This is a genomic window from Ruegeria sp. YKSE079 (assembly GCF_059612845.1).
In genome coordinates this window covers 1-24894 of sequence record NZ_JBXWRJ010000015.1, presented here as the reverse complement: position 1 = coordinate 24894, position 24894 = coordinate 1, and the positions used below count along the sequence as shown (strand labels likewise).

26 protein-coding genes, 1 tRNA gene and 1 pseudogene are annotated in these 24894 nt (G+C 58.9%); 13 read left to right on the top strand and 15 right to left on the bottom strand.

The window, feature by feature from the left end; all coding sequences use genetic code 11:
- The first annotated feature begins 46 nt into the window (after nt 1-46).
- The 3 genes from mazG to AC2FMY_RS14530 all read left to right on the top strand — a co-directional run bounded on the left by mazG (nt 47) and on the right by AC2FMY_RS14530 (nt 2364).
- Nucleotides 47-913, top strand: coding sequence for a nucleoside triphosphate pyrophosphohydrolase (mazG, locus tag AC2FMY_RS14540; RefSeq protein ID WP_496744399.1), 867 nt, complete (start codon nt 47-49; stop codon nt 911-913).
- 63 nt (nt 914-976) lie between these two features.
- On the top strand, nt 977-1918 hold the full coding sequence (locus AC2FMY_RS14535; RefSeq protein WP_496744401.1) for a nucleoside hydrolase: 942 nt from the start codon (nt 977-979) through the stop codon (nt 1916-1918).
- Nucleotides 1915-2364: a GNAT family N-acetyltransferase gene (locus tag AC2FMY_RS14530; RefSeq protein ID WP_496744403.1), complete on the top strand. Its 450-nt coding sequence runs from the start codon at nt 1915-1917 to the stop codon at nt 2362-2364. The genes AC2FMY_RS14535 and AC2FMY_RS14530 overlap by 4 nt, the downstream gene beginning before the upstream one ends.
- Nucleotides 2365-2375: 11 nt before the next feature.
- On the opposite strand, the gene AC2FMY_RS14525 is transcribed toward AC2FMY_RS14530, so the two are convergent.
- From AC2FMY_RS14525 to AC2FMY_RS14500, 6 genes are all read right to left on the bottom strand, one after another.
- Entirely contained in the window at nt 2376-2531 is a 156-nt protein-coding gene (locus AC2FMY_RS14525; protein WP_480750507.1) for a hypothetical protein, read from the bottom strand.
- A 312-nt stretch (nt 2532-2843) separates the two neighbouring features.
- Nucleotides 2844-3362, bottom strand: coding sequence for a GNAT family N-acetyltransferase (locus tag AC2FMY_RS14520; RefSeq protein ID WP_496744405.1), 519 nt, complete (start codon nt 3360-3362; stop codon nt 2844-2846).
- A complete protein-coding gene (locus AC2FMY_RS14515) occupies nt 3355-4041 on the bottom strand; it encodes a haloacid dehalogenase type II (RefSeq protein WP_496744407.1) in 687 nt (228 codons plus the stop codon). Before AC2FMY_RS14515 ends, AC2FMY_RS14520 begins: the two co-directional genes overlap by 8 nt.
- Nucleotides 4042-4125: 84 nt before the next feature.
- Entirely contained in the window at nt 4126-5400 is a 1275-nt protein-coding gene (eno, locus tag AC2FMY_RS14510) for a phosphopyruvate hydratase (protein WP_496744409.1), read from the bottom strand.
- 173 nt (nt 5401-5573) lie between these two features.
- Nucleotides 5574-6458 (bottom strand): DMT family transporter, encoded by an 885-nt coding sequence (locus AC2FMY_RS14505; RefSeq protein ID WP_496744411.1) that lies wholly within the window; start codon nt 6456-6458, stop codon nt 5574-5576.
- Between the two features lie 213 nt (nt 6459-6671).
- Nucleotides 6672-7085, bottom strand: coding sequence for a Fur family transcriptional regulator (locus AC2FMY_RS14500; RefSeq protein ID WP_480750502.1), 414 nt, complete (start codon nt 7083-7085; stop codon nt 6672-6674).
- Nucleotides 7086-7385: 300 nt separating this feature from the next.
- Between AC2FMY_RS14500 and AC2FMY_RS14495 the strand changes: the two genes are divergently transcribed.
- Nucleotides 7386-7913, top strand: coding sequence for a nucleoside deaminase (locus AC2FMY_RS14495; protein WP_496807628.1), 528 nt, complete (start codon nt 7386-7388; stop codon nt 7911-7913).
- Between the two features lie 145 nt (nt 7914-8058).
- On the opposite strand, the gene AC2FMY_RS14490 is transcribed toward AC2FMY_RS14495, so the two are convergent.
- Complete coding sequence (locus AC2FMY_RS14490) at nt 8059-8775, bottom strand: endonuclease/exonuclease/phosphatase family protein (protein ID WP_480750594.1); 717 nt, start codon at nt 8773-8775, stop codon at nt 8059-8061.
- 70 nt (nt 8776-8845) lie between these two features.
- Nucleotides 8846-10264: a protein adenylyltransferase SelO gene (locus tag AC2FMY_RS14485; RefSeq protein ID WP_480750500.1), complete on the bottom strand. Its 1419-nt coding sequence runs from the start codon at nt 10262-10264 to the stop codon at nt 8846-8848.
- 87 nt (nt 10265-10351) lie between these two features.
- Between AC2FMY_RS14485 and AC2FMY_RS14480 the strand changes: the two genes are divergently transcribed.
- Nucleotides 10352-10771: a cupin domain-containing protein gene (locus AC2FMY_RS14480; protein WP_480750499.1), complete on the top strand. Its 420-nt coding sequence runs from the start codon at nt 10352-10354 to the stop codon at nt 10769-10771.
- Nucleotides 10772-10917: 146 nt separating this feature from the next.
- Nucleotides 10918-11808 (top strand): fatty acid desaturase, encoded by an 891-nt coding sequence (locus tag AC2FMY_RS14475; protein ID WP_496744414.1) that lies wholly within the window; start codon nt 10918-10920, stop codon nt 11806-11808.
- On the opposite strand, the gene AC2FMY_RS14470 is transcribed toward AC2FMY_RS14475, so the two are convergent.
- Nucleotides 11789-12898 carry an anhydro-N-acetylmuramic acid kinase gene (locus tag AC2FMY_RS14470; RefSeq protein ID WP_496744416.1) on the bottom strand — a complete coding sequence of 370 codons (1110 nt, stop codon included), beginning with the start codon at nt 12896-12898 and terminating at the stop codon, nt 11789-11791. The genes AC2FMY_RS14475 and AC2FMY_RS14470 overlap by 20 nt on opposite strands.
- 119 nt (nt 12899-13017) lie before the next feature.
- On the opposite strand from AC2FMY_RS14470, the gene tyrS reads away from it, so the two are divergent.
- Complete coding sequence (gene tyrS, locus AC2FMY_RS14465) at nt 13018-14271, top strand: tyrosine--tRNA ligase (RefSeq protein WP_496744418.1); 1254 nt, start codon at nt 13018-13020, stop codon at nt 14269-14271.
- Nucleotides 14272-14472: 201 nt separating this feature from the next.
- On the opposite strand, the gene AC2FMY_RS14460 is transcribed toward tyrS, so the two are convergent.
- Nucleotides 14473-15336 (bottom strand): proline iminopeptidase-family hydrolase, encoded by an 864-nt coding sequence (locus AC2FMY_RS14460; RefSeq protein ID WP_496744420.1) that lies wholly within the window; start codon nt 15334-15336, stop codon nt 14473-14475.
- A 222-nt stretch (nt 15337-15558) separates the two neighbouring features.
- Between AC2FMY_RS14460 and AC2FMY_RS14455 the strand changes: the two genes are divergently transcribed.
- Entirely contained in the window at nt 15559-17328 is a 1770-nt protein-coding gene (locus tag AC2FMY_RS14455) for an adenylate/guanylate cyclase domain-containing protein (RefSeq protein WP_496744421.1), read from the top strand.
- 350 nt (nt 17329-17678) lie between these two features.
- On the top strand, nt 17679-18422 hold the full coding sequence (locus AC2FMY_RS14450) for a methyltransferase domain-containing protein (RefSeq protein ID WP_496744423.1): 744 nt from the start codon (nt 17679-17681) through the stop codon (nt 18420-18422).
- 130 nt (nt 18423-18552) lie between these two features.
- Here AC2FMY_RS14450 and AC2FMY_RS14445 read toward each other — a convergent pair whose 3' ends face one another.
- On the bottom strand, nt 18553-20184 hold the full coding sequence (locus tag AC2FMY_RS14445) for a winged helix-turn-helix domain-containing protein (protein WP_496807627.1): 1632 nt from the start codon (nt 20182-20184) through the stop codon (nt 18553-18555).
- A 200-nt stretch (nt 20185-20384) separates the two neighbouring features.
- On the opposite strand from AC2FMY_RS14445, the gene AC2FMY_RS14440 reads away from it, so the two are divergent.
- Nucleotides 20385-20807, top strand: coding sequence for a hypothetical protein (locus AC2FMY_RS14440; RefSeq protein WP_480750491.1), 423 nt, complete (start codon nt 20385-20387; stop codon nt 20805-20807).
- A gap of 484 nt (nt 20808-21291) precedes the next feature.
- Here AC2FMY_RS14440 and AC2FMY_RS14435 read toward each other — a convergent pair.
- Nucleotides 21292-21377, bottom strand: a tRNA-Leu gene (locus AC2FMY_RS14435).
- A 137-nt stretch (nt 21378-21514) separates the two neighbouring features.
- Here AC2FMY_RS14435 and AC2FMY_RS14430 point away from each other — a divergent pair.
- Together AC2FMY_RS14430 and AC2FMY_RS14425 are read left to right on the top strand one after the other, a co-directional pair.
- Nucleotides 21515-22093, top strand: a complete 579-nt coding sequence (locus AC2FMY_RS14430; RefSeq protein ID WP_480750490.1) for a YqaA family protein — start codon at nt 21515-21517, stop codon at nt 22091-22093.
- Nucleotides 22090-22554 (top strand): disulfide bond formation protein B, encoded by a 465-nt coding sequence (locus AC2FMY_RS14425; RefSeq protein WP_496807626.1) that lies wholly within the window; start codon nt 22090-22092, stop codon nt 22552-22554. The genes AC2FMY_RS14430 and AC2FMY_RS14425 overlap by 4 nt, the downstream gene beginning before the upstream one ends.
- Before the next feature lie 8 nt (nt 22555-22562).
- On the opposite strand, the gene AC2FMY_RS14420 is transcribed toward AC2FMY_RS14425, so the two are convergent.
- The gene (locus AC2FMY_RS14420; RefSeq protein WP_480750488.1) at nt 22563-23147 is read right to left on the bottom strand and encodes an HNH endonuclease; all 585 of its coding nucleotides are present in this window, start codon (nt 23145-23147) and stop codon (nt 22563-22565) included.
- 214 nt (nt 23148-23361) lie between these two features.
- Between AC2FMY_RS14420 and AC2FMY_RS14415 the strand changes: the two genes are divergently transcribed.
- The gene (locus AC2FMY_RS14415; protein ID WP_496744457.1) at nt 23362-23964 is read left to right on the top strand and encodes an rRNA large subunit pseudouridine synthase E; all 603 of its coding nucleotides are present in this window, start codon (nt 23362-23364) and stop codon (nt 23962-23964) included.
- A gap of 93 nt (nt 23965-24057) precedes the next feature.
- On the opposite strand, the gene AC2FMY_RS14410 is transcribed toward AC2FMY_RS14415, so the two are convergent.
- Nucleotides 24058-24723, bottom strand: coding sequence for an alpha/beta hydrolase (locus AC2FMY_RS14410; protein ID WP_496744429.1), 666 nt, complete (start codon nt 24721-24723; stop codon nt 24058-24060).
- Nucleotides 24720-24894: pseudogene (locus AC2FMY_RS14405) on the bottom strand (DNA-3-methyladenine glycosylase 2 family protein); the annotation flags it as partial. The pseudogene AC2FMY_RS14405 and the gene AC2FMY_RS14410, both read right to left, overlap by 4 nt.

Below are 24894 nucleotides of genomic sequence, written 5' to 3'. Positions count from 1 at the left end.
AAGCTGCGAGATGGATGCATCTGACACTGGAACGAAGGGGTTCGCAATGGCTGATAATCCGCTGATCCATGACCCGGACGCCGGGATCGAACGGCTGGTCGAAATCATGCGCCGCCTGCGCGATCCCAAAACTGGTTGCCCGTGGGATATCGAGCAGGATTTCGCCACCATCGCCCCCTATACCATCGAAGAAGCCTATGAGGTCGCCGACGCCATCGAGCGCGAAGCCTGGGACGAGTTGAAAGGCGAATTGGGCGACCTGCTGTTCCAGTCGGTGTTTCATGCTCGCATGGCCGAAGAGGCCGGACATTTCAACTTTCAGGATGTGGTGCGCACCATGTCCGACAAGATGGTCGATCGCCACCCGCATGTCTTTGGCAACGAATCTCGTGACAAGTCCGCCGAAGATCAGACCCGCGACTGGGAGGCGATCAAGGCCGCAGAGCGCGCAGGCAAGGAACAGAAAGGCGCGCTGGACGGCGTCGCCTCCAACCTGCCCGCCCTTTTGCGCGCCTACAAGCTGCAGAAACGCGCGGCCCGCGTCGGTTTCGACTGGCCCGACGCCAGCCACGTGCTGGCCAAGATCACCGAAGAGGCGGCCGAACTTGAAGAGGCCCGCGACAGCATGGATGCAGACGCGCTCGAGGACGAATTCGGCGATCTGCTGTTCGTGATGGTCAATCTGGGCCGTCATCTGGGCATCGAACCCGAAGCCGCCCTGCGCCGCACCAACGCCAAGTTCACCCGCCGCTTCGCCAAGGTCGAAGCGCGACTGGCCGAACGCGGCAAGACCCCGCAACAAAGCACGCTCATCGAGATGGACGCGCTCTGGGACGAGGTCAAACATGCCGAACACGCTGAAAACGGCAAACTCCCGCGCGCCGAACACGCCCAGGAACGCCGCAAGGCATAAACCTGCTGGACAAGGCAGGCCTTGCTTGCGACTGTCCGGTTTTCCGAACCGCAGAGAGGCACCATGACTCCGCGCAAGATCATCATCGACACCGATCCGGGCCAGGACGACGCCGTCGCCATCCTCTTGGCGCTGGCCAGCCCAGACGAGATCGATGTGCTTGGCCTCACCGCCGTTGCCGGGAACGTGCCGCTTGCGCTGACCGCCAAGAACGCCCGCATCATCTGTGAACTGGCAGGACGGCCCCGGGTTCCGGTCTATGCGGGCTGTGACCGGCCACTGAAACACACGCTGGTCACCGCCGAGCATGTGCATGGCAAGACCGGCCTCGATGGCCCCGACCTGCCCGACCCGAAAATGCCCTTGGCCGAAGGTCATGCCGTCGATTTCATCATCGAAAGCTTAAGAGCGCACGCGCCAGGAACCGTCACGCTGTGTCCGTTGGGCCCGCTGACAAATATCGCTACCGCCTTTGGAAAAGCCCCAGACATCGTGAATCGGGTGCAGGAAATCGTGCTGATGGGGGGTGCCTATTTCGAGGTCGGAAACATCACCCCGGCGGCGGAATTCAACATTTACGTCGATCCCGAAGCAGCTGATATCGTTTTTAAATCCGGCGCTCCGATCGTGGTCATGCCACTCGATGTAACTCACAAGGCACTGGTCACCAAGCCACGCAACGACGCCTTCCGCGCGCTCTCCACCCCGGTCGGCATCGCTGTGGCCGAGATGACCGATTTCTTCGAACGGTTCGACAAGGAAAAATACGGCTCCTCCGGCGCGCCGCTGCACGATCCCTGCGTTACCGCCTGGCTGATCCGGCCCGAATTGTTCACAGGCCGCCATATCAACGTCGAGATTGAAACCCAATCCGATCTGACCCGCGGCATGACCGTGGCTGACTGGTGGGGCGTGACCGACCGCGCGCCCAATGCCACTTTCATGGGCGATCTTGATGCCGAAGGCTTCTTTCACCTGCTCACCGAACGGCTGGCCCGGTTATGACCGCAGCACTCCGCCTCGCCCGTCCCGATGACGTCGACCGGCTGATGGGGCTGGTCTCTGCCTTCCACGCCGAAATGGGCCTGCAAGGCGACGACGAAGACCGCCGCACTGCCCTGATGCCGCTGCTTCAGGGCATACCGCACGGTTGCGTCTACCTGATCGGCCCGTCGCGCGCGCCACTGGGCTACATCATTATCACCTTCGGCTGGTCGGTCGAGTTTGGCGGCATGGACGGGTTCGTCGATGAGATCTATATCCGCCCCGCCGTGCGCGGACGCGGCATCGCTACCGAGGTGCTGCTGGAACTGCCCAAGGCGCTTGCCGCCGGTGGCCTCAGAGCCCTGCATCTCGAAGTCGACCGTCACGATGAAAAAGCCCAGGGGCTTTACCGCCGCACCGGCTTCACTCCGCGAGAAACCTACATGCTGATGAGCCGCAAGCTCTGACCGGTCCTCCCTCAGCGCCCGTAATAAGCGCTGCCAAAGTCCTCTCTCACCCAATCATTCGCCGACGCCTTTTCACCGGTCACCGGGTATGTATCCGGTTCGGTGCACGCCGACAGAACCGCCATTGCCATCACCGCAAGAACCAAAAACTGCCTGTTCAACGTCATTGCCTTCCCCTTCTGAAACTGAACCCCTGCGGGCTGGTCAAATCGCGCTGCCCGCTCAGCGCCCCCCGTAATAGGTGCAACAGGTATTGTAACTGCTTTCCCCTGTGCAGGCCGCCAGAACTCCCAGGGAGATCACTGTCAGAACAAGAGTTCCTTTTCTGAAAGACATCGTTTTCCCTTTCCAAGATCTGGCTCCATCAAAGCGGACCCTGTTTGAAAAAGATGTAGCCTCGTTCACACATATTCAAGTTTTCGCGAGAAATCCGTGAACACTTCCAAGGAAATAGACCCAGCCTTAATGTCGCATCCGGCTCAAAGCTCTCGCCCAAAGAACATCAGGTGCTCCTCCAGATCCGCGTCCGGGGTATAGAATGGCTCCACTTCCACAAAATCCAGCTTACGATAAAGGGCAATCGCCTCGGTCAGCCGCGTGGTCGTGTCCAGCACCATCCGCACATAGCCATCCTCGCGCGCCTGATTCATCGCCGCTTCGAACAAGGCCAGACCCGCACCGTGACCGCGCGCCACGTCCGAAACGTACACCCTCTTTATCTCGCAGACTCCTGCCCCGACCGCATGCGTCATCGCGCATCCCACGACACGGTCCTGCAACCGTGCCACGAACAGCGCCCCCTTTGGGCGTGCATGCAGTTCAGGCAGCCGCCGCAACAGGTTCTCGAAGGTCTGTTCGTTATAGTATCGATCCAGAAAGGCCGGCACATCCGACCAGCGTTCGTCAAGCAGCGTACGATAGTCTCGGCAAAGCAGCCGGATCGCGGCCAGATCCCGGTCGCCCTCCGCCAGCGATACCGACAAAACCCGCCTATCCATGCACCCGCACCTGTTCGGCCAGATCGATGAAATCGGCCGCCACGATGTCCCAGTCGTTGTCAGGCTCCAGGTCGGTGACCTGTCCCACCCCATGCTCGGTCGGGCGCGGCACGAACCCGGTCAACAGTCCCGCTGTCCGGGCCGCATGCAGATCGCTGTTATGTGCCGCCACCATCATTACCCGTTCGGGCGGCAGTCGCAGCGCGGAGCAACTCTTCAGATAGACCTCCGCCTTGGGTTTGTAGTCCCGCGCCAGATCGGCCCCCAGAATACAATCCCACGGCAACCCGGCATAGCGTGCCAACCGCGTCATCAGCGCAATCGAGCCGTTGGAACAAGGCGCGATTATCCGGTCCCGCTGCAACAGCTGAAGCCCCTCAACCACATCCGGCCAAGGGTCGAGCCTTTCCCACGCCGCGTTCAGCGCCAGCGGCTTCACCAAATGGACCCCTATCGCACCACACACGCGCATCAGATTTTCCAGATGCAGGTCGTCCAGCGGTACATATCCCCGAGCGCCTCGCCGAACTCGGGCCATCGCTGGATCATATTCCGCCCGCCACGCCGTCGCGAACGCTGCGGCGTCCACCTGCGGCACATGCTCGGCCACCTCGCGCGCGACCGACTTGCGCCAGTCCACGCACGTGCCGAATACGTCAAAGATCAATGCCTGAATCATGATCGGGCCATCCCTATCGAACGACCCGGCCAGAGTACCCTGAAATGAACGGCTGGCCAGAACTTTCCAGCCGATCCAAGCGCCTCAGCGCAGAATCGACCGCCCAGCGTATTCAGCCACCTCGCCCAGGCTTTCCTCAATCCGGATAAGCTGGTTGTACTTGGCCAGCCGGTCCGATCGCGCCAGCGAACCGGTCTTGATCTGGCCGCAGTTTGTGGCGACAGCCAGATCTGCAATGGTGGCGTCCTCGGTCTCGCCCGAACGGTGGCTCATCACGTTGGTGTACCGTGCGCGATGCGCCATATCGACCGCTTTCAGCGTCTCGGTCAGCGACCCGATCTGGTTCACCTTCACCAGCATCGAATTGGCGCAGCCCTTCGCGATCCCTTCGGCCAGGCGCGCCGGATTGGTCACGAACAGATCGTCCCCCACCAGCTGCACCTTGCCGCCCAATTCGTCGGTCAGTGCCTTCCAACCATCCCAGTCATCCTCCGACATCCCGTCCTCGATCGAAATAATCGGATAGTCCTGCACCAAGGCCGCCAGATAGGCCACGTTCTCCTCGCTCGACAGGGTCTTGCCTTCACCCGACAGCACGTATTTTCCATCCTTGAAATACTCGGTCGCGGCACAATCCAGCGCCAGATAGATTTCCTCGCCGGGCTTGTACCCGGCCTTTTCAATGGACTTGAGAATGAAATCCAGCGCCTCGCGGGTCGAAGCGATATTGGGGGCAAATCCTCCTTCGTCGCCTACGCCAGTCGCCAGCCCGGCGGTCGACAACTCTTTCTTCAACGTGTGGAATACTTCCGATCCCATGCGTACAGCGTCACGGATATTGCCCGCGCTCACCGGCATGATCATGAATTCCTGAATGTCGATAGGGTTGTCGGCATGCTCGCCGCCATTGATGATATTCATCATCGGCACCGGCAGAACGCGGGCCGATGAGCCGCCCACATAGCGGTAAAGCGGCTGGGTGGTGAAATCGGCGGCCGCCTTCGCCACCGCAAGCGAAACACCCAAAATCGCATTGGCGCCCAGACGGCCCTTGTTCTCGGTACCGTCCAGCTCAATCATCGCACTGTCGATCGCCACCTGTTCGGTGGCATCAAAGCCGACCAGTTCCTCGGCAATCTCGCCATTGACGGCCGCGACTGCCTCCAGCACGCCCTTGCCCAAGTAACGTGCCTTGTCGCCATCACGCTTTTCCACCGCTTCATAAGCTCCGGTCGACGCGCCCGAAGGCACGGCGGCGCGGCCCATGGTGCCGTCTTCCAGGATCACGTCCACCTCAACGGTTGGATTGCCCCGGCTGTCGAGAATTTCGCGCGCGTGAATATCGATGATGGTGCTCATGAAATCGGTTCCTGACGATGGCTAGAGTTGTCAGCGTCATAGCACTGCCGGGCAGATTGTAAACCGCCTCCGTTATCGCTAACGCTCCAATTTCCCGTGGTTTAGGGCTAACATTTCGCTGTTTGCGCCAACATCTTCAGGAGCGTTCCGGATCTGAGACAGCAAGCCGCAGTTCAGACCGCCGCCAATGCCATTTTGCGTGCCAGTTTGCGTTCGCGGAAAAAAGTATAAAGCCCGGACAGGATGATCAGAGACGCCCCGGCCAGCGTCCAGGCATCAGGCTGCTCTCCGAACACCAGCATGCCTGCCAGAATGGAGAATACCAGCCGGGTGTACCGAAACGGCGTGACTGCCGAGGCCTCTCCGATCCTCATTGCGCTGACGATGCCATAATAGCCCAGCACCCCAAAGACGACGGCGCCGAAATACGGCCCGATCTGCACGCTCTCCAACGGCGCCACGGACTGCCCCGAGAACAGCATCAGCGCCACACCAGCAAAGATCAGCCCCAAATAAGCCTGAGAAGCTACCACGACCGAGGGCACCTTCGCATCGATCACCCGTGTAATCAGATCACGCGCGGCAATGGCGACGACAGTGGCCACGACAAACAGGGATTCGGGCTCGAACCCCTCGAAACCGGGGCGGATGATCATCAGCACGCCGATAAGTCCGACAAAAATAGCAGACCAGCGACGCCAGCCCACCTGCTCGCCCATGAATAATGCCGCACCCATCGTAATCGTCAGTGGCAGGGCCTGGAAAACTGCCGCCACCGTCGACAGGTCGACCAGCGACAAGGCGGTGATGAAGAATAATGCCCCCACCGCTTCCGAGGCCGCCCGAACAAGTGGAAGAGGCGCCCAGGCCTCGCGCAGAAACACCCTTTTGCGCCCCACGACCGCCATAACCAGAAAGGCAGTCGAACAAAAGACACCCAACACGATCATGATCTGCCCAGTCGGCACCGCGCCCGACAACTGCTTGATGAACATGTCCTCAAGCGTAAAAAAGGCCATCGAGGCCACGACCAGCAAGATGCCGTTGACGTTGTTCATGCGCGTTCCCTGAAAGCCGGGCGACCAACCTGCCCGGTGACACCGCCACCCAAACCCCAAGATCGCTATCCCGGCAAGCAAAATCCCGGCGCGCGCCATCAAAAGACGTGACGCACACCATCGCAATCCGTGATGCGCACCTGCTTCTTTCTGGTTTGAAATACCCTGGGGTGAATTGCCGCAGGGCAAGAGGGGGGGCAGCGCCCCTCGCCGTCAGGATTTCTTGACCGGCACCCCGTATAGTTCCAGCTTGTGCCCCTTGAGCCTGTACCCCAGCCGGGCCGCGATCTTTTCCTGCAGCACCTCGATCTCGGGATCGACGAACTCGATCACCTCACCCGAATTCAGGTCGATCAGATGATCATGATGGTCACGCTCGGCATCCTCGTACCTCGCCCGTCCATCGCCGAATTCCAGCCGATCCAGAATTCCGGACTCCTCGAACAGCTTTACAGTGCGATAGACCGTGGCGATCGAGATCCCCGAGTCAAGCGCCGAGGCGCGGGCGTAAAGCTCTTCCACATCCGGATGATCGTCGCTGTCCTCCAGCACTCGGGCAATGATCCGGCGCTGGCCGGTCATACGCAGGCCCTTGGCCTCGCATCGGGCGATGATCGTGTCCGACATTACCAGTCCCCATCGGTCTTTGGAGTTCCGTCATAATACGTTCGCGCCCGTACTGCCACCGGGTTTTGCGGCACACCGGCGCAGGAAGACGTCAACATTGGTTGCCTAGCCTGATCTGTTTGACCACAAGGCCTGCCGTCAAGATGGATCCGGCACACCGGCTGTCGCGCCGTGATTGAAAAGTACGAACTCCAATTACGAGCCTGCGTCGACTAGGATTCTGAACTTTGACAAGGAACCTTTCGAAAGTCTCCACACAACGAATATGAAAGCACGCTCAAATGCGCGCAAACACTGATAATGTCACAAGAAGAGTTGTTTGAACTTGGTGATTTCAACCGTCAGGAGGGCGACATGAAGGAACACGATCTTCGGCATTTGCGCGAGACAATCCGGATAGCAAAGCAAAGCCGCGCTTCAGGCAATCATCCGTTCGGCGCAACATTGGTCGACCCGCACGGTGAAATCCTCATCCGCTCCGGCAACAGCTATGGGGATGACAAGGGGGTCGGGCACGCCGAATTGAATGTCGCACGCAAAGCGAGCCGTCAATACGATCCGGAATTCCTTGAAAAATGCACATTATACACATCGGTCGAACCTTGCTGCATGTGCGCCGGGGCCTGTTATTGGGCAGGGATTGGCACAGTCGTCTATGGCATGACCGAAAAGCGTCTGGCGGTATTGACTGGCAACAATCCCGAAAACCTGACGTTGGACTTGCCCTGCGAGGCGGTATTCACCGCGGGCCAGCGCCTTGTGGAAACCCGTGGCCCCTACTCCGAAATCGAGGACGAGGTTGCCGAAGGGCACAAGGGTTTCTGGTAGCATGAGCGGAGCTTCGAAAACGGCAAGAATACCCGGAAAACCAATGGGCCATTCCAACCAGAGATGGGTCCACACGATCCGACGCTGACGAACTTCACGCATTCAGCCTTGACGATCACGTCAGAATCTCCGGAGACCGGCGGATTCAAGACGACCCTGGGCGCGCAACACCCAGATCCGCCCAGACCGGCAAATGGTCCGAAGCGATGTGCGCGGGCCGGTCGGAACAGACCCCGTGCGCCCTTGCCTCCAGCCCCGGACCCAGCGCGATCCGGTCCAGCGCCCCCAGCGGCTGCGCGGCCGGGAAGCTTGGTATAGGTGGCAGAAAGCGCATGTCCGGAACCAGATGATCTAGTACCGGGTGGCGCGACCATTCGTTGAAATCGCCCGCCCAGACAGTCGGCATCGCCTCCAGCCTGTGGCTGTCCTGGCGCATGTGTACCACCTGCCGGTGCCGCCATCGCGACATCAGACCCAGATGCATGCCAAGCACCCTCAAAGGGCCAATCGAGGTCTCGAACTCCACCCGCACCGCGCCGCGCGGCTCCAGACCCGGCAGATCGTGATGGCCGGTCCGATGCACGGTGATACCCGCGCCGCGCCAGATCACCGCATTTCCATGCCATCCCAGGCTGCCCGCGCCGCCCAGATCGGCTACCTGCCAACCGGCCTCTTCCAGCATGAAATGCGGCAGCGCGGCGGGACGAGGTGGTAGGCGCTTGTCGGCCTCCTGCAACACCACGATATCGGCCCCCAGCCTGTCCAGCACCTTAAGGATGCGCTGCGGCTGGCGGCGCAGATCGAGGCCCACACATTTCTGGATGTTGTAACTCGCAATGCGAAGGGTCGCGGTTTTGGTCATTGTCTCTCGGACCGGCAGAATGCCCTGAGCATCGCCGCCGTCACCGCAATGCGCAACCCCACCCCGCATGTCAGGTTCCGCAGAACGTCGCATGCACTACTTCGCTCTCGGTCGGCGGACGGGTGAGGTCCCGGTTCTCGGGCTGATCCTGATAAGGGCGCGATAACACATCGTTCAGGCGATGGAACGGCGCGCAATCACCCCGCACCGCCGCTTCGATCATCTGCTCGATCCGGTGGTTGCGCGGAATGAAGGCCGGATTGGCCTCCACCAACCGATTCGCCACGCCTTCCTCTCTCTCTACGCGCGCGCCCCATGTCTTGATCCAGGTGTCATAGGCCGTCGGATCGGCGAACTGGTCCCGCGCCACGGTAGTCCCCAACGCCCGGAACGTATTTGTGAAATCCGCCTGGTTCTGTGCCATCCTTGTCAGCAGATCTCCGATCAGTTCCATATCCCCTGCCTCTTCCGTCGCAAGCCCAACCTTGGCACGGAACAGCCGCAGCCAGTTTCCCTCGATCGCCCCAGGCATATCGTGGACGATCTCCGTCGCCTCCTCCACCGCCACCTCCCGGTCCTCCATCTGCTGGATCAACGCGGTGGCAAGTTGCGCCATGTTCCATACGGCGATATCGGGCTGATTGGCATAGGCATAGCGCCCTGTCCGATCGATCGAACTGTAAACCGTGTTGGGATGATAGCTGTCCATGAACGCGCAGGGACCATAGTCTATGGTTTCCCCGGCGATCGAGCAATTATCGGTGTTCATCACCCCGTGAATGAACCCTACGCTCATCCATTGTGCGATCAACCGCGCCTGCGCGTCCCGAACAGCGCGCAGCAATCCCATCGGCCCCTCAACCTGAGGGTAATGCCGTGCAATGGTATAATCGGTTAGCCGCCTCAAACCGTTGATATCGCCACGCGCGGCAAACACCTGAAACGTCCCCACGCGAAGGTGGCTCCGTGCCACCCGCGTCAACACTGCGCCGGGCATCGGCCCTTCGCGCAGCACCACCTCTCCGGTCTCGACCGCAGCCAACGCCCGCGTGGTCGCAATGCCCAGGTTGTGCATCGCCTCGGACACTACGTATTCGCGCAGCACCGGCCCCAGCCACGCCCGCCCGTCGCCCTGCCGCGAAAACGGCGTTCGGCCCGATCCCTTCAGCTGAATGTCACGGCGCACCCCGTCGGCTCCGACCGTCTCACCCAGCAACAAGGCGCGCCCGTCGCCCAGTTGCGGATTGTAATGCCCGAACTGATGCCCGGAATAGAGCTGCGCCAGCGGCTCTGCCCCTTCGGGCAGAACGTTGCCGGCAAAGGCCTGCGCCATTTCGTCGACCTCACCAGGCACAATGCCCATGATCCGCGCCAGATCTTCGTTGAAAGCAATCAACCGTGGCGCGCGCACCCGTTGCGGCGCCAGCCGCGCATAAAAACTGCCAGGCAAACGGGCATAGGTGTTGTCGAAGGGGATCGTCAGGGTCATGGCCCGAACATATGCTTCGCGCACGGAATTGCCATAGCCTCAGCGATCAACCCCCGGCATAATCGCGCAAAATACCACGGAGTCTCAATGACCGCGCACGAGATCATCGACCGCCTGAACCTGCAACGCCATCCCGAGGGCGGCTGGTTCCGCGAAACCTGGCGCGCCGGAAATCCCGGCCGCGCAACTGGCACCTGCATCTACTTTCTGCTCCAGGTCGGCGAACGCAGCCACTGGCACAAGGTCGACGCGACGGAAATCTGGCTCTACCACGCGGGTGCACCGCTGACCCTGTCTGTAAGCGCCACCGAAACAGGCCCCGCTACCGACCACCTGCTGACCCCTGACCTGACAAACGGAGCACCGCAACTGATCGTACCCGAAAACCACTGGCAGGCAGCCCGCAGCACTGGCGATTTCACACTGGTCAGTTGCACCGTTTCACCCGGCTTTGAATTCAGCGGCTTCGAACTCGCCGCACCCGGTTTCGACATCCCGTCAAATTGAGCGCCTTTGGCGCGCTTTTATTCTTTTATTTATGAGGGACGCAGTCCCTCAAACTCCCCGGGGTTTTTTACCCGAAGGGCAAGAGGGGCAGCGCCCTTGGCGAAATGACGTACTTGACCGAGCCCTCCGCATTGCGACTATGAGCCATGGACCATAGCGACCTGATCTCTTCCCTTCCCGCCGAAACCAAAGCGGCGCTGCAGCAACGCTCGGACCGGGCCGGGTTGAGGCATCTGGCGCTCTATCTTACGGCTCTGGCTGTGACGACGGCAGGTATATTCTTGCAGGTTCCGCTTTGGCCGTTGCTGATTCTTCCGCAGGGCCTGTTGCTGGTGTTTCTCTTCACGCTCAGCCACGAATGCACCCACAAAACGCCATTTCGCACCGATTGGATGAACGAGGCGGTTGGGCATGCGGCGGGATTGCTCATCGCCTTGCCCTTCACCTGGTTTCGCTATTTTCATCTGGCCCATCATAAATGGACCAACGATCCCGACCGGGATCCGGAACTGGCTGGCAGACCACGGCCCCGTAGCCGCGGCAGCCTAATCGTCTATCTCAGCGGCTGGTTTTATTGGACGGGCATGGCCAAAGTGCTGGTGCAGAACGCCATCGGCCGGATCGACGCGCCCTATTTGCCGCAACGCCGACACCCGGCAATGCGGCACGAGGCGCAGGGTCTACTGGTGCTCTATGCGCTGGCAGCGCTCAGCCTTCTGACCTCTCCTGTGCTCCTGTGGCTCTGGGTTCTGCCGGTTCTGGTGGGTCAACCGTTTTTGCGCGCCTACCTGCTGGCCGAACACGGGCTATGCCCGGCCGTCTCCAACATGCTGGAAAACTCGCGCACCACTTTCACCAACCGGATCGTTCGGTTCCTGGCCTGGAACATGCCCTATCATGCCGAGCACCATGCCTTTCCGAATGTGCCGTTTCACCAGTTGCCCGCCTTTCACACCTTCACGCGGACACATCTGACTTCGACCTCGCACGGGTACGGAGAGTTCACTTCCGACTACCTCAGTGCTCTGGAACGCTGACAATCCCGCCCCCCACCAGCGCCTTGACACCGGTCGTGCCCGGACAGGAGGTCGGCAGCCCCCGCGCCACACGCACCGCCAGATAGGCAAAAGCCTGCGCCTCGAGCATGTCGCCATTCAGCCCCACCGCCTCAACCGGTTCAACCGGGCAATCTATCGACACTCGCAGCATCTGCATCAATACCGGGTTGTGCCGCCCGCCGCCGGTGACCAGAACGCGCGCCGGCGGTTTCGGGCAATGGTCCATCCCCTGCGCCACGCTCGCCGCACACAACGCCGTCAGTGTTGCCACCGCATCAGCGTCGGCCAGGGGGTCGACCAGCGCCGCCATCCGAGCGAAATCGTTGCGATCAAGCGACTTGGGTGGAATGCGTGCAAAGAAGGGCTCGGCCAGGGCCCGCTCCAGAATGCCTTCTTCGACCGTCCCTTTGCACGCTACCGCGCCATCGCGGTCCATTGCCAGACCGAATCGCGCCTGCATCAGGTCATCAACCGGCGCATTTGCGGGCCCGGTATCAAAGGCCAACAGCGCGCCCTTCTCCTCGGGTCGGGCAAAGGACGGGTCCACATAGGTCAGGTTGCCGACCCCGCCGAGATTGAGAAAACACAAGGGCTGGCCAGCGTCGAACCATTTGGCGCAGGCGAAATGAAAGAACGGCGCCAGCGGCGCGCCCTCGCCACCCATCGCCACATCGTCCGAGCGGAAATCCCACACCACCGGCACTCCCAGTCTTTCGGCAAGCGCAGCTCCGTCACCCACCTGCAAGGTGCCCTTGCCCTGCGGATCATGCACCAGTGTCTGGCCGTGAAACCCCACCAGAGCGACATCTGCGAACCCGGCCAACGCCTCGGCATGCAGCAAAGTCACCAGCATTTCCGCCGCCTCGACATCGTCGCCCTTCCACTGACCCATCGCGGCGCGCAAAACGACGCGTTCGTCCGGGGTATAGGCCCTGTATCCGCTTCGCCCGAACGCTTTGATCTGGTGCCCGTCGGTTTCGACCACGGCCACGTCGATCCCGTCCATCGACGTTCCCGACATCGCCCCCAGCGCCCGCACCGGCCCTGTCTTGTTGATGGCCCTGCTCATGGCCTTTTCCTTTCGATTGACGACGCCCCGAATACGCACGCATTTTGCCCCGAAAACCGGTTTCCACTTTCCGGATTGCTCTCTATAAGTTGCCCCGCAATTCCAACCCGAGGCAAGACATGACCTACCATCCCAAATCGGATTTCATCGCGGTGATGATGGAGCGCGGCTTTCTCGCCGACTGCACCGATTACCAGGGCCTCGACGAGGCGCTGATCAAGGGATGCCAACCCGGCTATATCGGCTTTGACGCCACCGCCAAATCGCTGCATGTGGGCAGCCTGATCCAGATCATGATGCTGCGCTGGCTGCAAAAGACCGGGCACAAGCCGATCACGCTGATGGGCGGCGGCACCACCAAGGTGGGCGATCCGTCTTTCCGCGCCGACGAGCGGCCGCTGCTGACGCCGGACCAGATTGACGGCAATATCGCTGGCATCCGCAAGGTCTTTGCCGCCTATATCGACTATGACAGCGGCGCCGAAAACGCGGCGCTGATGCTCAACAATGCCGAGTGGCTGGACGACCTGAACTATCTCGATTTCCTGCGCGATATCGGGCGGCATTTCAGCGTAAACCGGATGCTTAGCTTCGAGAGCGTGAAATCCCGCCTCGACCGCGAACAATCGCTCAGCTTCCTGGAATTCAACTACATGATCCTCCAGGCCTATGACTTCATGGAGTTGAACCGCCGTTACGGCTGCATCCTGCAAATGGGCGGTTCGGATCAGTGGGGCAATATCGTCAACGGCATCGACCTGACCCGCCGGGTGATCGACCATGAGGTCTATGGCCTCACTTCGCCGTTGCTAACCACCTCGGACGGCAAGAAGATGGGCAAATCCCAGGACGGTGCAGTCTGGCTCAACGCCGACATGCGTTCGCCTTACGAATTCTGGCAGTTCTGGCGCAACACCACCGATGCCGACGTAGGCCGGTTTCTCAAGCTCTACACCGAACTGCCGGTCGAGGAATGCGCCCGCTTGGGTGTGCTGGCAGGCTCGGACATCAACGAAGCCAAGATCATCCTCGCCAACGAGGTCACTACGCTCTGCCACGGGGCTGAAGCCGCCGCAACCGCCGAGGCGACCGCGCGCGAGGTGTTCGAGAAGGGCGGTGTGGGCGACGACCTGCCAACCCTCACCCTCAGCGCCGAAGAGTTGGGTGACGGAATGTCCATCGTGCAGATCATTGTCAAATCGGGGCTCGCCAAATCGGGCAAAGAGGCCAAGCGCCTGATCGCCGAAAACGGCGCCCGTCTCGATGACACGCCGCTGACCGACGCAGGCCTGATGATCGACGCAGGCACCCTAGCCTCGCCGATCAAGTTGAGCGCAGGCAAGAAACGCCACGCGCTGGTGCAATTGGGATAGAAGACCCGCAGGAAACAAGCTTGGCGCTGCTTGAAAAAAATTCAAAGCAGCGTCCAAGCGGCGGAATGCGCCCATTGGCCGAGCATAGCCTTCAATAAGCTGAAAATATTCTCCGCGAGCCATGGCTATCAGTGACCGCGGTTCTTCGCTTTTCATTCGTCGCTTTGGCTTTCATGCCTTTCTTTTAAGGGAAACTGCAAATCAATCGTGCTGTTTCAGAAACTCCGACACGCATCTGATGTAGGCTTCCGTTTCCTCGATGTGCGCCACATGTGCCGAAGCTTCAAAGATCACCATTTCAGCCTTGGGAATGCCTTTTTGCAAGGTTTCAGCACAGTTCGGACCAAGTTCGTCATGGCGGCCACAGGTGATCAGGCACGGGATTTTGATCTGACCGAGATCCGGAATGCGGTTCCAGTAACGCAGGTTGCCGATGGTGGTGAACTCGTTCGGGCCGTTGATTGTCTCGTAGACCTGATTGTGATGCAGGTTCTCTACCGAGCGCATAAGGCAGTCCGGCCACTCCTCCAAACGGCAAACATGGTTGCCATAAAACACCTGTTCGGCCGCGGCATAGGCCTCATGTTCGAACTCACCGCGCGGCCCGTGGTATTGCAGTGCCTTTCGGTGCTTGTCTGGCAGTTCCGCAATCAGGCGGTCACATTCCGCCGAAAACTGCGGAATCGAGGCCGAGGTCGACGCCAGGACCATACTGGCCAGACCCGGCGGGTGACGCAGCAGGTATTCAATGCCCAGCCAACCGCCCCAGCTTTGTCCAAGTATATGGCAGCGCCCCAAGTCAAGGGCATCGCGCACTTCCTGAACCTCATCCGAAAAGCGTTCAATGGTCCATAGCGCGGGGTTGTTCGGCTTGTCCGATTTCCCACAGCCAAGCTGATCGTAGAAAATCACCGGACGGTCAGCTCCAAGCGCCTCAAGCGGTTCGAGATAGTCATGCCCGGCCCCAGGCCCGCCATGTAGCAGCAATAGCGGCAAGCCGGGGCCGCCGCCTACCGTCTTAGTCCAGACCTTATGGCCATTATTCAGGTCAATCCTGCGCTCCACAGCAGTTCTCCCCCTTGTCGAATGCTAGGCTAGTATCCACAGCCTTGGGGCATCATTTTACTCGAAACATGCTTGCCAGGGAAACGACACGACGAAAGGGCAAAGCTCAATCCAGCGCTGTTCACGAGAGACAAGGCAACGCCTTGGCTTTTCAACCGGGAAAAGCGGGTTTGAAAGAAGACCCGGCTAGACCGCGGTGGAGAACTGCCATACGACTTTGTAATGACCGACGTTTTGCAGCCTCGTCGCCTTTCCGCCATCCTTGCCGCGGACATAGTCGGGTATTCCCGGCTGATGGCTGAAGACGAGTCAAGGACTCTGGGCGCACTCAATCAGCACCGGAAGATCGTTTTCGCTCCGATTGTGTCCCGCAACAACGGACGCGTGGTGAAACTCATGGGTGATGGTGCCCTCGTGGAGTTCCTGAGTGTTCTGGATGCCGTGCAATGTGGCAAAGACATTCAGGAAACGATGGCAGGTCTGGATGACACCTCGGGCATCACCCTGAGGATCGGAATCAATCTGGGCGACATAATCTTTCAGGACGACGATATTTTTGGCGATGGTGTGAATGTTGCCAGCAGGCTGGAACAACTGGCCCGACCAGGGGGCATATGCATTTCCTCGGTCGTACAGGAAAGCGTCGGCGACCGCTTGGGAATGGCCTTTCAGGACGGCGGAAATGTCTCAGTAAAGAATATCGACCGTCCCCTGCGGGTGTTCCATTGGCATCCGCAGAATGCCACTGACGCACAGCCTGCAAAGCAACGCAATTCTTCATCCTCTCGCGACGCACCCCATTCCATCGCCGTCCTGCCTCTGGACAACATGTCCGGCGACCCAGAACAGGAGTATTTTTCGGACGGGATCAGTGAAGACATCATCACCGATCTGTCCAAGGTCTCCGGTTTGACGGTGATCGCACGCAATTCTAGCTTTGCCTACAAGGGAAAGGCCGTTGATTTGCGCATCATTGGACAGGAACTGGGTGTTACCCATGTTCTGGAAGGCAGCGTTAGGAAGGCCGGGCAACGTGTCCGCATCAATGCGCAGCTGATTGATGCCAGAGACGGAAGTCACGTCTGGGCAGATCGCTACGACCGGGACCTGACCGACATTTTTGCGGTACAAGACGAGGTGACGCTTGAAATCGTTAAGGCGTTGAAGGTTTCGCTGACCTCCACCGAGCGTGCCAACATCACAGATGTCGGCACGGCCAACATAGAGGCCCACGAAGACTTCATGCGCATGCGCGGCTTTCTGTTCTTTCCCGGTTTGAACGCTGACGGCTGGAAGCAGGCGGTCTATTATGGCGAACGGGCAATTTCCCGTGATCCGTATTATGCAGACGCACATGCCATTCTCGCAATAATGCATGTGTTGGATTTCCATAACCACTGGTCTGGCACCTCTTCCGAGGAAGCGATGCGTAGGGCCGAGGTATTTGCCCAACAAGGTCTGAAAATCAGGCCAGACGGACTGTGGACCAATCACGCTTTTGCGGTCATCGCGCGCTGGCAGGGAAAGCTGGACCTAGCGAGTGAACTGCTTGACAAGGCGATGTCGAAAAGCTCCGATTATTCTTTGGGCTGGTTCACTAGAGGCGAAATTGAGCTGGCTCAGGGCAAGCTAGAAGGCGCGATCGACCATCTTGAGCGCGCGATCCGGCTTGATCCGTCATTTCGCCATCAATACCTGCAGTTTCTGGCCATGGCGCATTTCCTGAAAGGCAACTTCGAAACCGCTGCGGTGCTGTTGCGAGAACGTGTTTTCCTCGTGAAAGACACCGATATCGGACGCGCCTGGTTGGCCTCCGCATTGGGGCACCTTGGCGAACTCGACCAAGCGCGTGCGATTTGGAAGGAACTGCAGGCCATTGACCCGTCATTTTCCATCAAAACCCGGCTGGCACGACTGTCTTTATCTGACTCGTCCCACGAAGAGATGGTCTTGCAGGGTTTGGCAAAGGCGGATTTGCTGGAAATTCGGTAACCTCGTACGGCAATTGCGGTTTTCGACAAACGAAACGCCCGCTCACGGCTCAAAAGCCGCCTCCCGACCTTGCCAACCTTACCGGCACGAGCGGTTTGACCGATCTCATTGCCACAGTTCCCGTGACCCAAGCAAGGGTTTCGGCCGATCAAACAGAGGTCAGGAGAAAAACGCCACGCTGTAGCGAAATTCTGGGTACCAGACGGGCTGTGATCTGTGTTCGATTGGCCGTCAAGGCAGACATTGCTCTCTGATCGTGCTAGGCATTGTCTTGTCCTGCAATCAGGAACTGCAAATTGACAAGTGAGCCTTTCTACAAAGCACATTGGCGCCACATTGAGCAGGACCGGATGTCGGCATACAAATCCGGCTTCCAATGGGACAACGCAGCCGAAACACTCTACGCGCCGGCAGGTATTTCAACAGGCCAAATCGTAGCCGACTTTGGATGTGGCCCGGGAAAAATCGCCGTAGAATTGGCCCGACGGGTGGGCGATGAGGGCCAGGTCCACGCCATAGACATCAACTCCGACTTTCTTGAAATTGCTAGACGAAACGCCACCCAAGCTGGTGTCGCCGATCGCCTGCACACGTATCATAGCGACGGGATCACGCTTCCGCTTGCCGACAATTCCCTGGACCGGGTAACCGCCCGCAATACTCTCATGTATGTTGACGAACCGGTTGAAACCCTGCGGGAGTTTCGTCGCGCACTTAGACCTGGCGGCCTGACTCACGCCATCGACAGCGATTGGTACATGATGGTCGCCGAGCCGGTCGAGCACGATCTGTGGCGGGCCTTCGTCAAGTCTGCGTCTTATGCCTGCCGGAATTCGGACATGGGCAGAAAGCTGTACCGGACATTTGCGGAGGCGGGGTTTCACGATATAAGGATTTCGGTTTTCGCGAACGCAGACGTAAATGGCCGTCTGTTGGGTATGGTTCACAACATGGCCAAATATGCAATGGAAAGCCGAATTCTGGACGCCGGCTCAATCAAGCAAGTTGTCGAACAGATCGAAAGAGCTCTCGACAGAGGAACCTACCTGTTGGTGTCCCCTCAATTCGTTGTGACAGGATTCAAGCCGAGTTAGGTCCGACCAATGATGCTGCCAGGCACCTGGAGACGACGAAGCTCTCCAACAGACAAAACAATGTTCCTATGCGCTGCGAACTCAACGTCTCCGTCGATTTTCCAGCACTTCTCCGCGCAAACAGACCCTGTCAATCCGGAACCCCTGCCCGTCTCAGCAGATCGGAATAGTGTTCTGTGCGTTCGGCATCCTGAATCGTCAGGATTTTCGTCAGGTCAGAAACCGTCCTGCCTGGGCTTTTCTCGACAAATGTCCTGCCATGCAGCCTCGCGTTTTCCATGTCATCCAATTCGACATAAACCGCCGCCAGCCTCGCGTGCCAGTCTGGAAAATCACCCCGATCCAGCGCCTCCCGGAACAGCTCGACGGCTTTGTCGAACTCTCCAACCATCTGGTAGCCATAGGCCTCGGTCGCAAGCAGCCAGGGCGGATGGATCGGGCTAACCTTCTTGGCCCTCTGCAACAGCTCAAGCCCCCGAGAAACATCACCGACAAGGATCAGTTGCCATGCCAGGCCGGACAGGGCCGACAGATCGCTGGGCGCGAATTTCAGCGCGATTTCTCTCAGCTCCAGCCCCTGCTCCACCTGCCCGTTCTCGATGTAATAGTTGCCAAGCTGTATGAAACAGCTGTGTTTCGCCGGGTCCAGTTCGGCGCAGGCTTCCGCGAGGTTAAGCCACTTCTTTCTGTCTCCCTCCGGGTCATGCGACCAGCCGCGCCGCAATGCTTCACGATAGGTCCAAGCCTGCCCGGCAAGCGGTTCGGCCCAATTCGGATCCAGCTGCGCCGCCGTTTCATACAAATGTCGTGCGCGCAAGTTGCTGTCTTCGCGAAACTTGAAGCCTTCCGACAGTGCTTCGAAATTGGTCAGCCACGCCTCGATGTCTCTGGTTCCGCCACTGAGATATCCGGCAGTATCGCCATGCGTCAGTTCGATCTGCAAGCCGACAAGAACATTACGTACGATGTCATCCTGCAGTTCAAGAAAATGCGACAGGTTCCGGTCATACCGTCTCGACCAAACAGTAGACGCATCCTGGCCCGAAGAAACCTCGACAAAGATTCGCAAAGAAGACCCGTCGCGCTGCACCGATCCGGTCATGACATGGCTGACCCCCAGTTCAGCAGCGATAGCCGCAATGTCAATTTCCCGGTTCCGGTACCGCGCCGCCGTGTTTTCCGCGATGGTCAGCAGTTCCGGAACCCGCGACAGTGCCACGTTGACATCCGAGCTGAGTCCAGCCACGAACGGCTCGATTTCGGGGTCTCCGGACAGGTTCCTGAAAGGAATGACAGCGATCGAAGGCGGGTCAGCAAGAAGTACAACTTCCTCTCGAGTGGGTGACTTGCGGATCATCAAAGCAGCGATGACCGCCAGAACAACCAGTACTCCCAGTATCACGGGAAACCTGCTGTTTCCCCTGTGCTGTAACCTGACTGATTCCTTTTGCGGCTCTTCGGCCACCACGACGGGGGCTGCCAGCTGATACCCCTTGCCGGGAATTGTCAGCACAAGCTGCTTACCCACGTCACCAAGCGCGTCTCGAATATCGCAGATGCTGTGGGCCAGCGTATCGGCCGACGCGATAGTGTCGGGCCAGACGGCATTCAAAAGCGCCTGTCTTTCCACCGGCTTCCCGGCACTCCGCACCAGGAAGGCCAGAACATCGAAGCTTTTTGGACGCAGAGAAACCTTACGACCGCCGCTAAAGAGTTGACGGCGCATCAAGTCCATTTCGAATTCGCTGAAAACGTACCTCACTCGGGTCTTGCTCCTTCCTGTCAGGCCGGACGCATAAAGTGATATTACACCGAAAATCCCGTCTTTTCACTATTCCTGTTCACAACCGCGCTCTCAGGGTCCGTTGATTTCATGAGGTTTCATGGGATTTCGTTTGCCCCCCGGCGTCGGCTGCCCCGAGACTGGATGCCATTCCTAGATAACCCGCGAAAGGACGACAGATGCTGGATTCTCTGCCCGCTACCGCAATCGTACCATCCTGCGCCATCATCGCATTCGCCGCAGCACTGTCCCTGAATTCGGCGCCGCGCCGCAGCCACTCCCCAGGTTTCGGCAGTTGCACCAAGACCGAATGCGCACCGGGCATCGCGGTCGAGGTGCCTTCACGCGATAAGGCTCAGGCCTACTTCCGTTGCGCTAACAAAGCCACCAGAACTGTGCTGTCCCCAATCGAGGCGCAGGGTTGCGCGACGAAATACCTCGAATTCAAGCTTTCATTTCTGCCGAATATCTCGCTGGAAGACTTTGAGGCGATGTCCCCGATCCAGCGCTCCGAGACCAACCGGCTCAGCTATCTGCTCTATCTGAAATGGCAAAAACAAAAGCTTGCCGAAAGGTTGTTGAATGCACGGGCCAGTCCCTAGCCCTTACACAAGAAAACCTCAGATTGATCTGATTTTTCTAGAAACTGGCATGCTGGTCCTGCAAACGACCTTTCTCATCCCGCATTGGTCCGAGCGAACCCTGCAAGAAATTCCCTTGCACTGATCCAGCGGGATTCGCCACCCGAACCCGATGCGATTGATGAAGATAATTCCACTCACCACACGCCGTCTGTCACGCTGGAAGTTTACGCACACTTTTTCGAAGGGCTGGAAGACGTCCAGCCCCTCGATATGGCCGCATGAGAATTGCCTATCTGAGGCACGGTTTACTCGCGCGCAATCTCAAAAACGCAGGCTTTGAATGTCCGAGAAAACGTTTCAAGATCACAAGCGTCGCCTTTAAGACGAGTTTCTTGCAGGGCGATTCAAGCCGCTGACGCGGCCACTACCAGCACAACTAAACCCTTATTTACTAAAGAAAAAAAGGGGCTCCTCCGATGCAATTCGGAAGCGCCCCTTTTCATGGTACCCAAGGCCGGACTCGAACCGGCACGCCCGCAAAGGCGGGGGATTTTGAATCCCCTGCGTCTACCATTCCGCCACTTGGGCCACGAACACTGGATTAGCGTCCGAATTGAGGAAGGTCCAGAGGCAAAAATCAGCAATTGCCTATTGCAGATGTTGACGGCTCGCGATCCGCATGATTTGCCCTGCAGTCGAGATTGATTGGTGGAAACGGAAACCCGATGCTGCGCTCTCTTTATGACCGGACAATTCGTCTGGCGGAACATCCGCACGCCATGTGGGCGCTTGCCGCGGTTGCTTTCATAGAAAGCTCGGTTTTTCCGATCCCGCCTGACGTGCTGATGATTCCGATGATTCTGGCCCGCCCCTCACGAGCCTGGCTGATTGCCTCGGTCGCCCTGGTCGCGTCGGTTCTTGGTGGATTGCTGGGCTATGCCATTGGCGCCTTCTTTTATGACAGCGTCGGCCAGCCAATATTGCAGGCCATGGGCAAGGCTCAGGCGATGGAGGAGTTCAACACCCGCTTCAACGATTTCGGTTTTTGGGCGGTGTTGACTGCGGGTGTGACCCCATTCCCCTACAAAGTCATCACCATCATGTCAGGCTGGACAGGAATGCCACTTGGAACTTTCATTGCAACTTCGATCCTAGCCCGCGCGCTTCGGTTCTTTGTGCTTGCAGGGCTGTTGTGGGGTTTTGGTGAGCCAATCCGAGATTTCATCGAAAAAAGGCTCGGTCTGGTTTTCACATTGTTTATCGTGCTTCTGATCGGTGGTTTCATGCTGGTGAGATACCTATGACCAACAAAAAAAACCTTATCATCTTAGCCGCACTCGGGTCCGCGGCGATGCTTTTGGGGGCGTGGGGGTTTCAGTATTTCGGCGGCATGGCTCCCTGTAAGCTATGCATCTGGCAGCGCTATCCTCATGGAGCAGCTTTTTTGATTGGCGGCGTGGCGCTCGCCCTGCCCTCGCTTCGCTCCTTACCTTATGCAGGTGCGTTCGCCGCACTGACGACAGCTGTTATCGGGCTTTATCACACCGGGGTTGAACGCGGTTGGTGGGAAGGTCCGACAACCTGCACATCCGGAGACATCGGCGGCCTGTCGGCTGAACAGTTGATGGAGCAAATCATGGCGGCGCCACTGGTACGTTGCGACGAAGTGCCGTGGGAATTGTTCGGGCTATCCATGGCCAGCTGGAACGCGGTTGTCTCAATGGGGCTGGCCGCAATCTGGCTTGCAGCCGCCCGCGCCAGATAGCGCCAATTTCAGGCTTCCAGTTCTGCATCCCAATACAGAAAATCCATCCAGCTGTCGTGCAGGTGGTTGGGAGGGAACTTGCGCCCGATATTTCGCAACTCTTCGGCCTGTGGCTGGCGCGGCGGCTTGCGCAATGTCATCCCGGCGCGTTTGAGCGATTTCGACCCTTTGCGCAGATTGCATGAACTGCAGGCAGCTACCACATTCTGCCAACTTGTAACCCCGCCCGCCGCACGCGGAACGACGTGATCAAAGGTCAGATCCCCTTTTGCACCGCAATACTGACAGCGGAATTCATCGCGCAAAAATAAATTAAAGCGCGTGAAGGCCACGCGCTTTTGAGGTTTCACATAGTCTTTCAGCACAACCACCGACGGTATTCGGATCACTGTGCTGGGACTGCGGACAACTTCGTCGTATTCCGCCACGATATCCACCCTGTCAAGCCAGGCGGCCTTGATCGCTTCCTGCCAGGGCCAAAGTGACAGGGGATAGTAGGATAAAGGCCGATAATCCGCGTTCAGAACCAACGCCGGATGGTGTTTCAACGCACCGGGTTCCCTGACAAATTCGGTCCTGAAGTCTCCGTCCATCACAGACTCGCTCCTCGCTCTCTACTGCCCGTTCGTGACACCAGAGCGGGGAGCACCCGCCCCAGCCTTACCTTGACTATATATCGTGTCAAAACTCTGACAAGCCCAGAGTTTCTACAATATGTCGAAGAAAGAATACTGTACTTCGGCAACAAGCGGGTGACAGTTATCCACAGCTTGCCCAGTATCCCCTAAGCAGGATATGTGAGTGATCATGTCCTGGTTCATCCGCTTCAACAAACCCTATGACGTGCTGCCACAATTCACCGATCGCGGCAGCGTCGCATCGCCGCGCCGGACCCTGTCGGATTTCATCGACTTGCCTGGCGTCTATCCCGCCGGACGTCTCGACCGGGACAGCGAGGGACTGATGCTATTGACGGATGTCGGCAGGCTGCAAGCCCGGATCGCGGACCCGAAACACAAAACATCCAAGACCTATTGGGTTCAGGTCGAGGGACTTCCCGACAACGCCGCATTGTCCGTTTTGAGACAGGGGGTCGAACTGAAAGATGGCTTGACGCGACCAGCCAAGGCCCGCCTGATCGGAGAGCCGATGAATCTTTGGCCGCGCAACCCGCCAATCCGGGTCAGGAAGTCCGTGCCCGACAGTTGGATCGAACTGACCCTTCGTGAAGGCCGAAATCGGCAGGTGCGCCGCATGACCGCCGCCGTCGGTCACCCCACCCTGCGCCTTATCCGGTATAGTATCGGAGAGTGGACACTGGATGATCTCGCTCCCGGTGCTTGGGAAGCCCTTCCCCTTCCAGCTTCGGTCGCACGAAGACCGGACAACCACGAAAAGACAAGGCGATGACCAGCAAGACGGGCTTCTTTCTGGTTCGAAATACCCTGGGGGTGAATTGCCCAAAGGACAAGAGGGGCAGCGCCCCTCATCCTCTCCAGCGGATTACAAGCCCAGCTTGTCGCGCATGAACGCCAACGCCACACTCAGCCCATCCGTAGCAATACCGTGACCGGTGCCTTTCATCACATGCGCATATACTTCCTTGAACCCCGCGCCTTGCAGTGCCTCGGCGGCCTCTGGCAGGGATTGTGGCGGCACGACATCGTCGGCATCGCCATGAACAAGAAGAACCGGCATCCGGCTGACCACTTCGTCGACCAGAATGTCGGGCTCCAGCAGCCGTCCGGAAAAGGCCACGATCCCTGCCACCGGATCTTCGCGGCGCGGCGCCACGTGCAGGCTCATCATCGTGCCCTGACTGAACCCGAACAGAACGACCTGTTCGGGCAATAGATCCTCATCCACCATAAGTGCGTCCAGAAAGGCGTTGAAATCCTCCACAGCCATTTCCATGCCACGACGCGCCTCTTCCTCGGACGAGCCGTCAATCCACGGAATCGGAAACCACTGAAATCCAAATGGCATCCCCGGAATGGATTCGGGCGCATCAGGTGCGACGAACAGCGTATCCGGCAAATGCTCTCCCAACACATCTGCCAGCCCCAGCAAATCGGCCCCATTGGCTCCGTATCCGTGAACGAACACGACAGCCGAGCGCGTGCTGCCAGAAACCGGCTCTTTGCGGCCCGCATTCAAAACCCGTGTCATCTGATCCCTTCCCTGTCCTTCGCCACGCGGTAATAGGCCCACAACACACGGGCTGCAACCGACCGCCACGGGGACCAGGCTTCGGCCATTTGCCGCAGTTGTTTCTCTGTTGGCCGTTCCGAAAGGTCATAAAGAACGCGCGCAGCCTCCTGAAGTGCCAGGTCGCCCGGT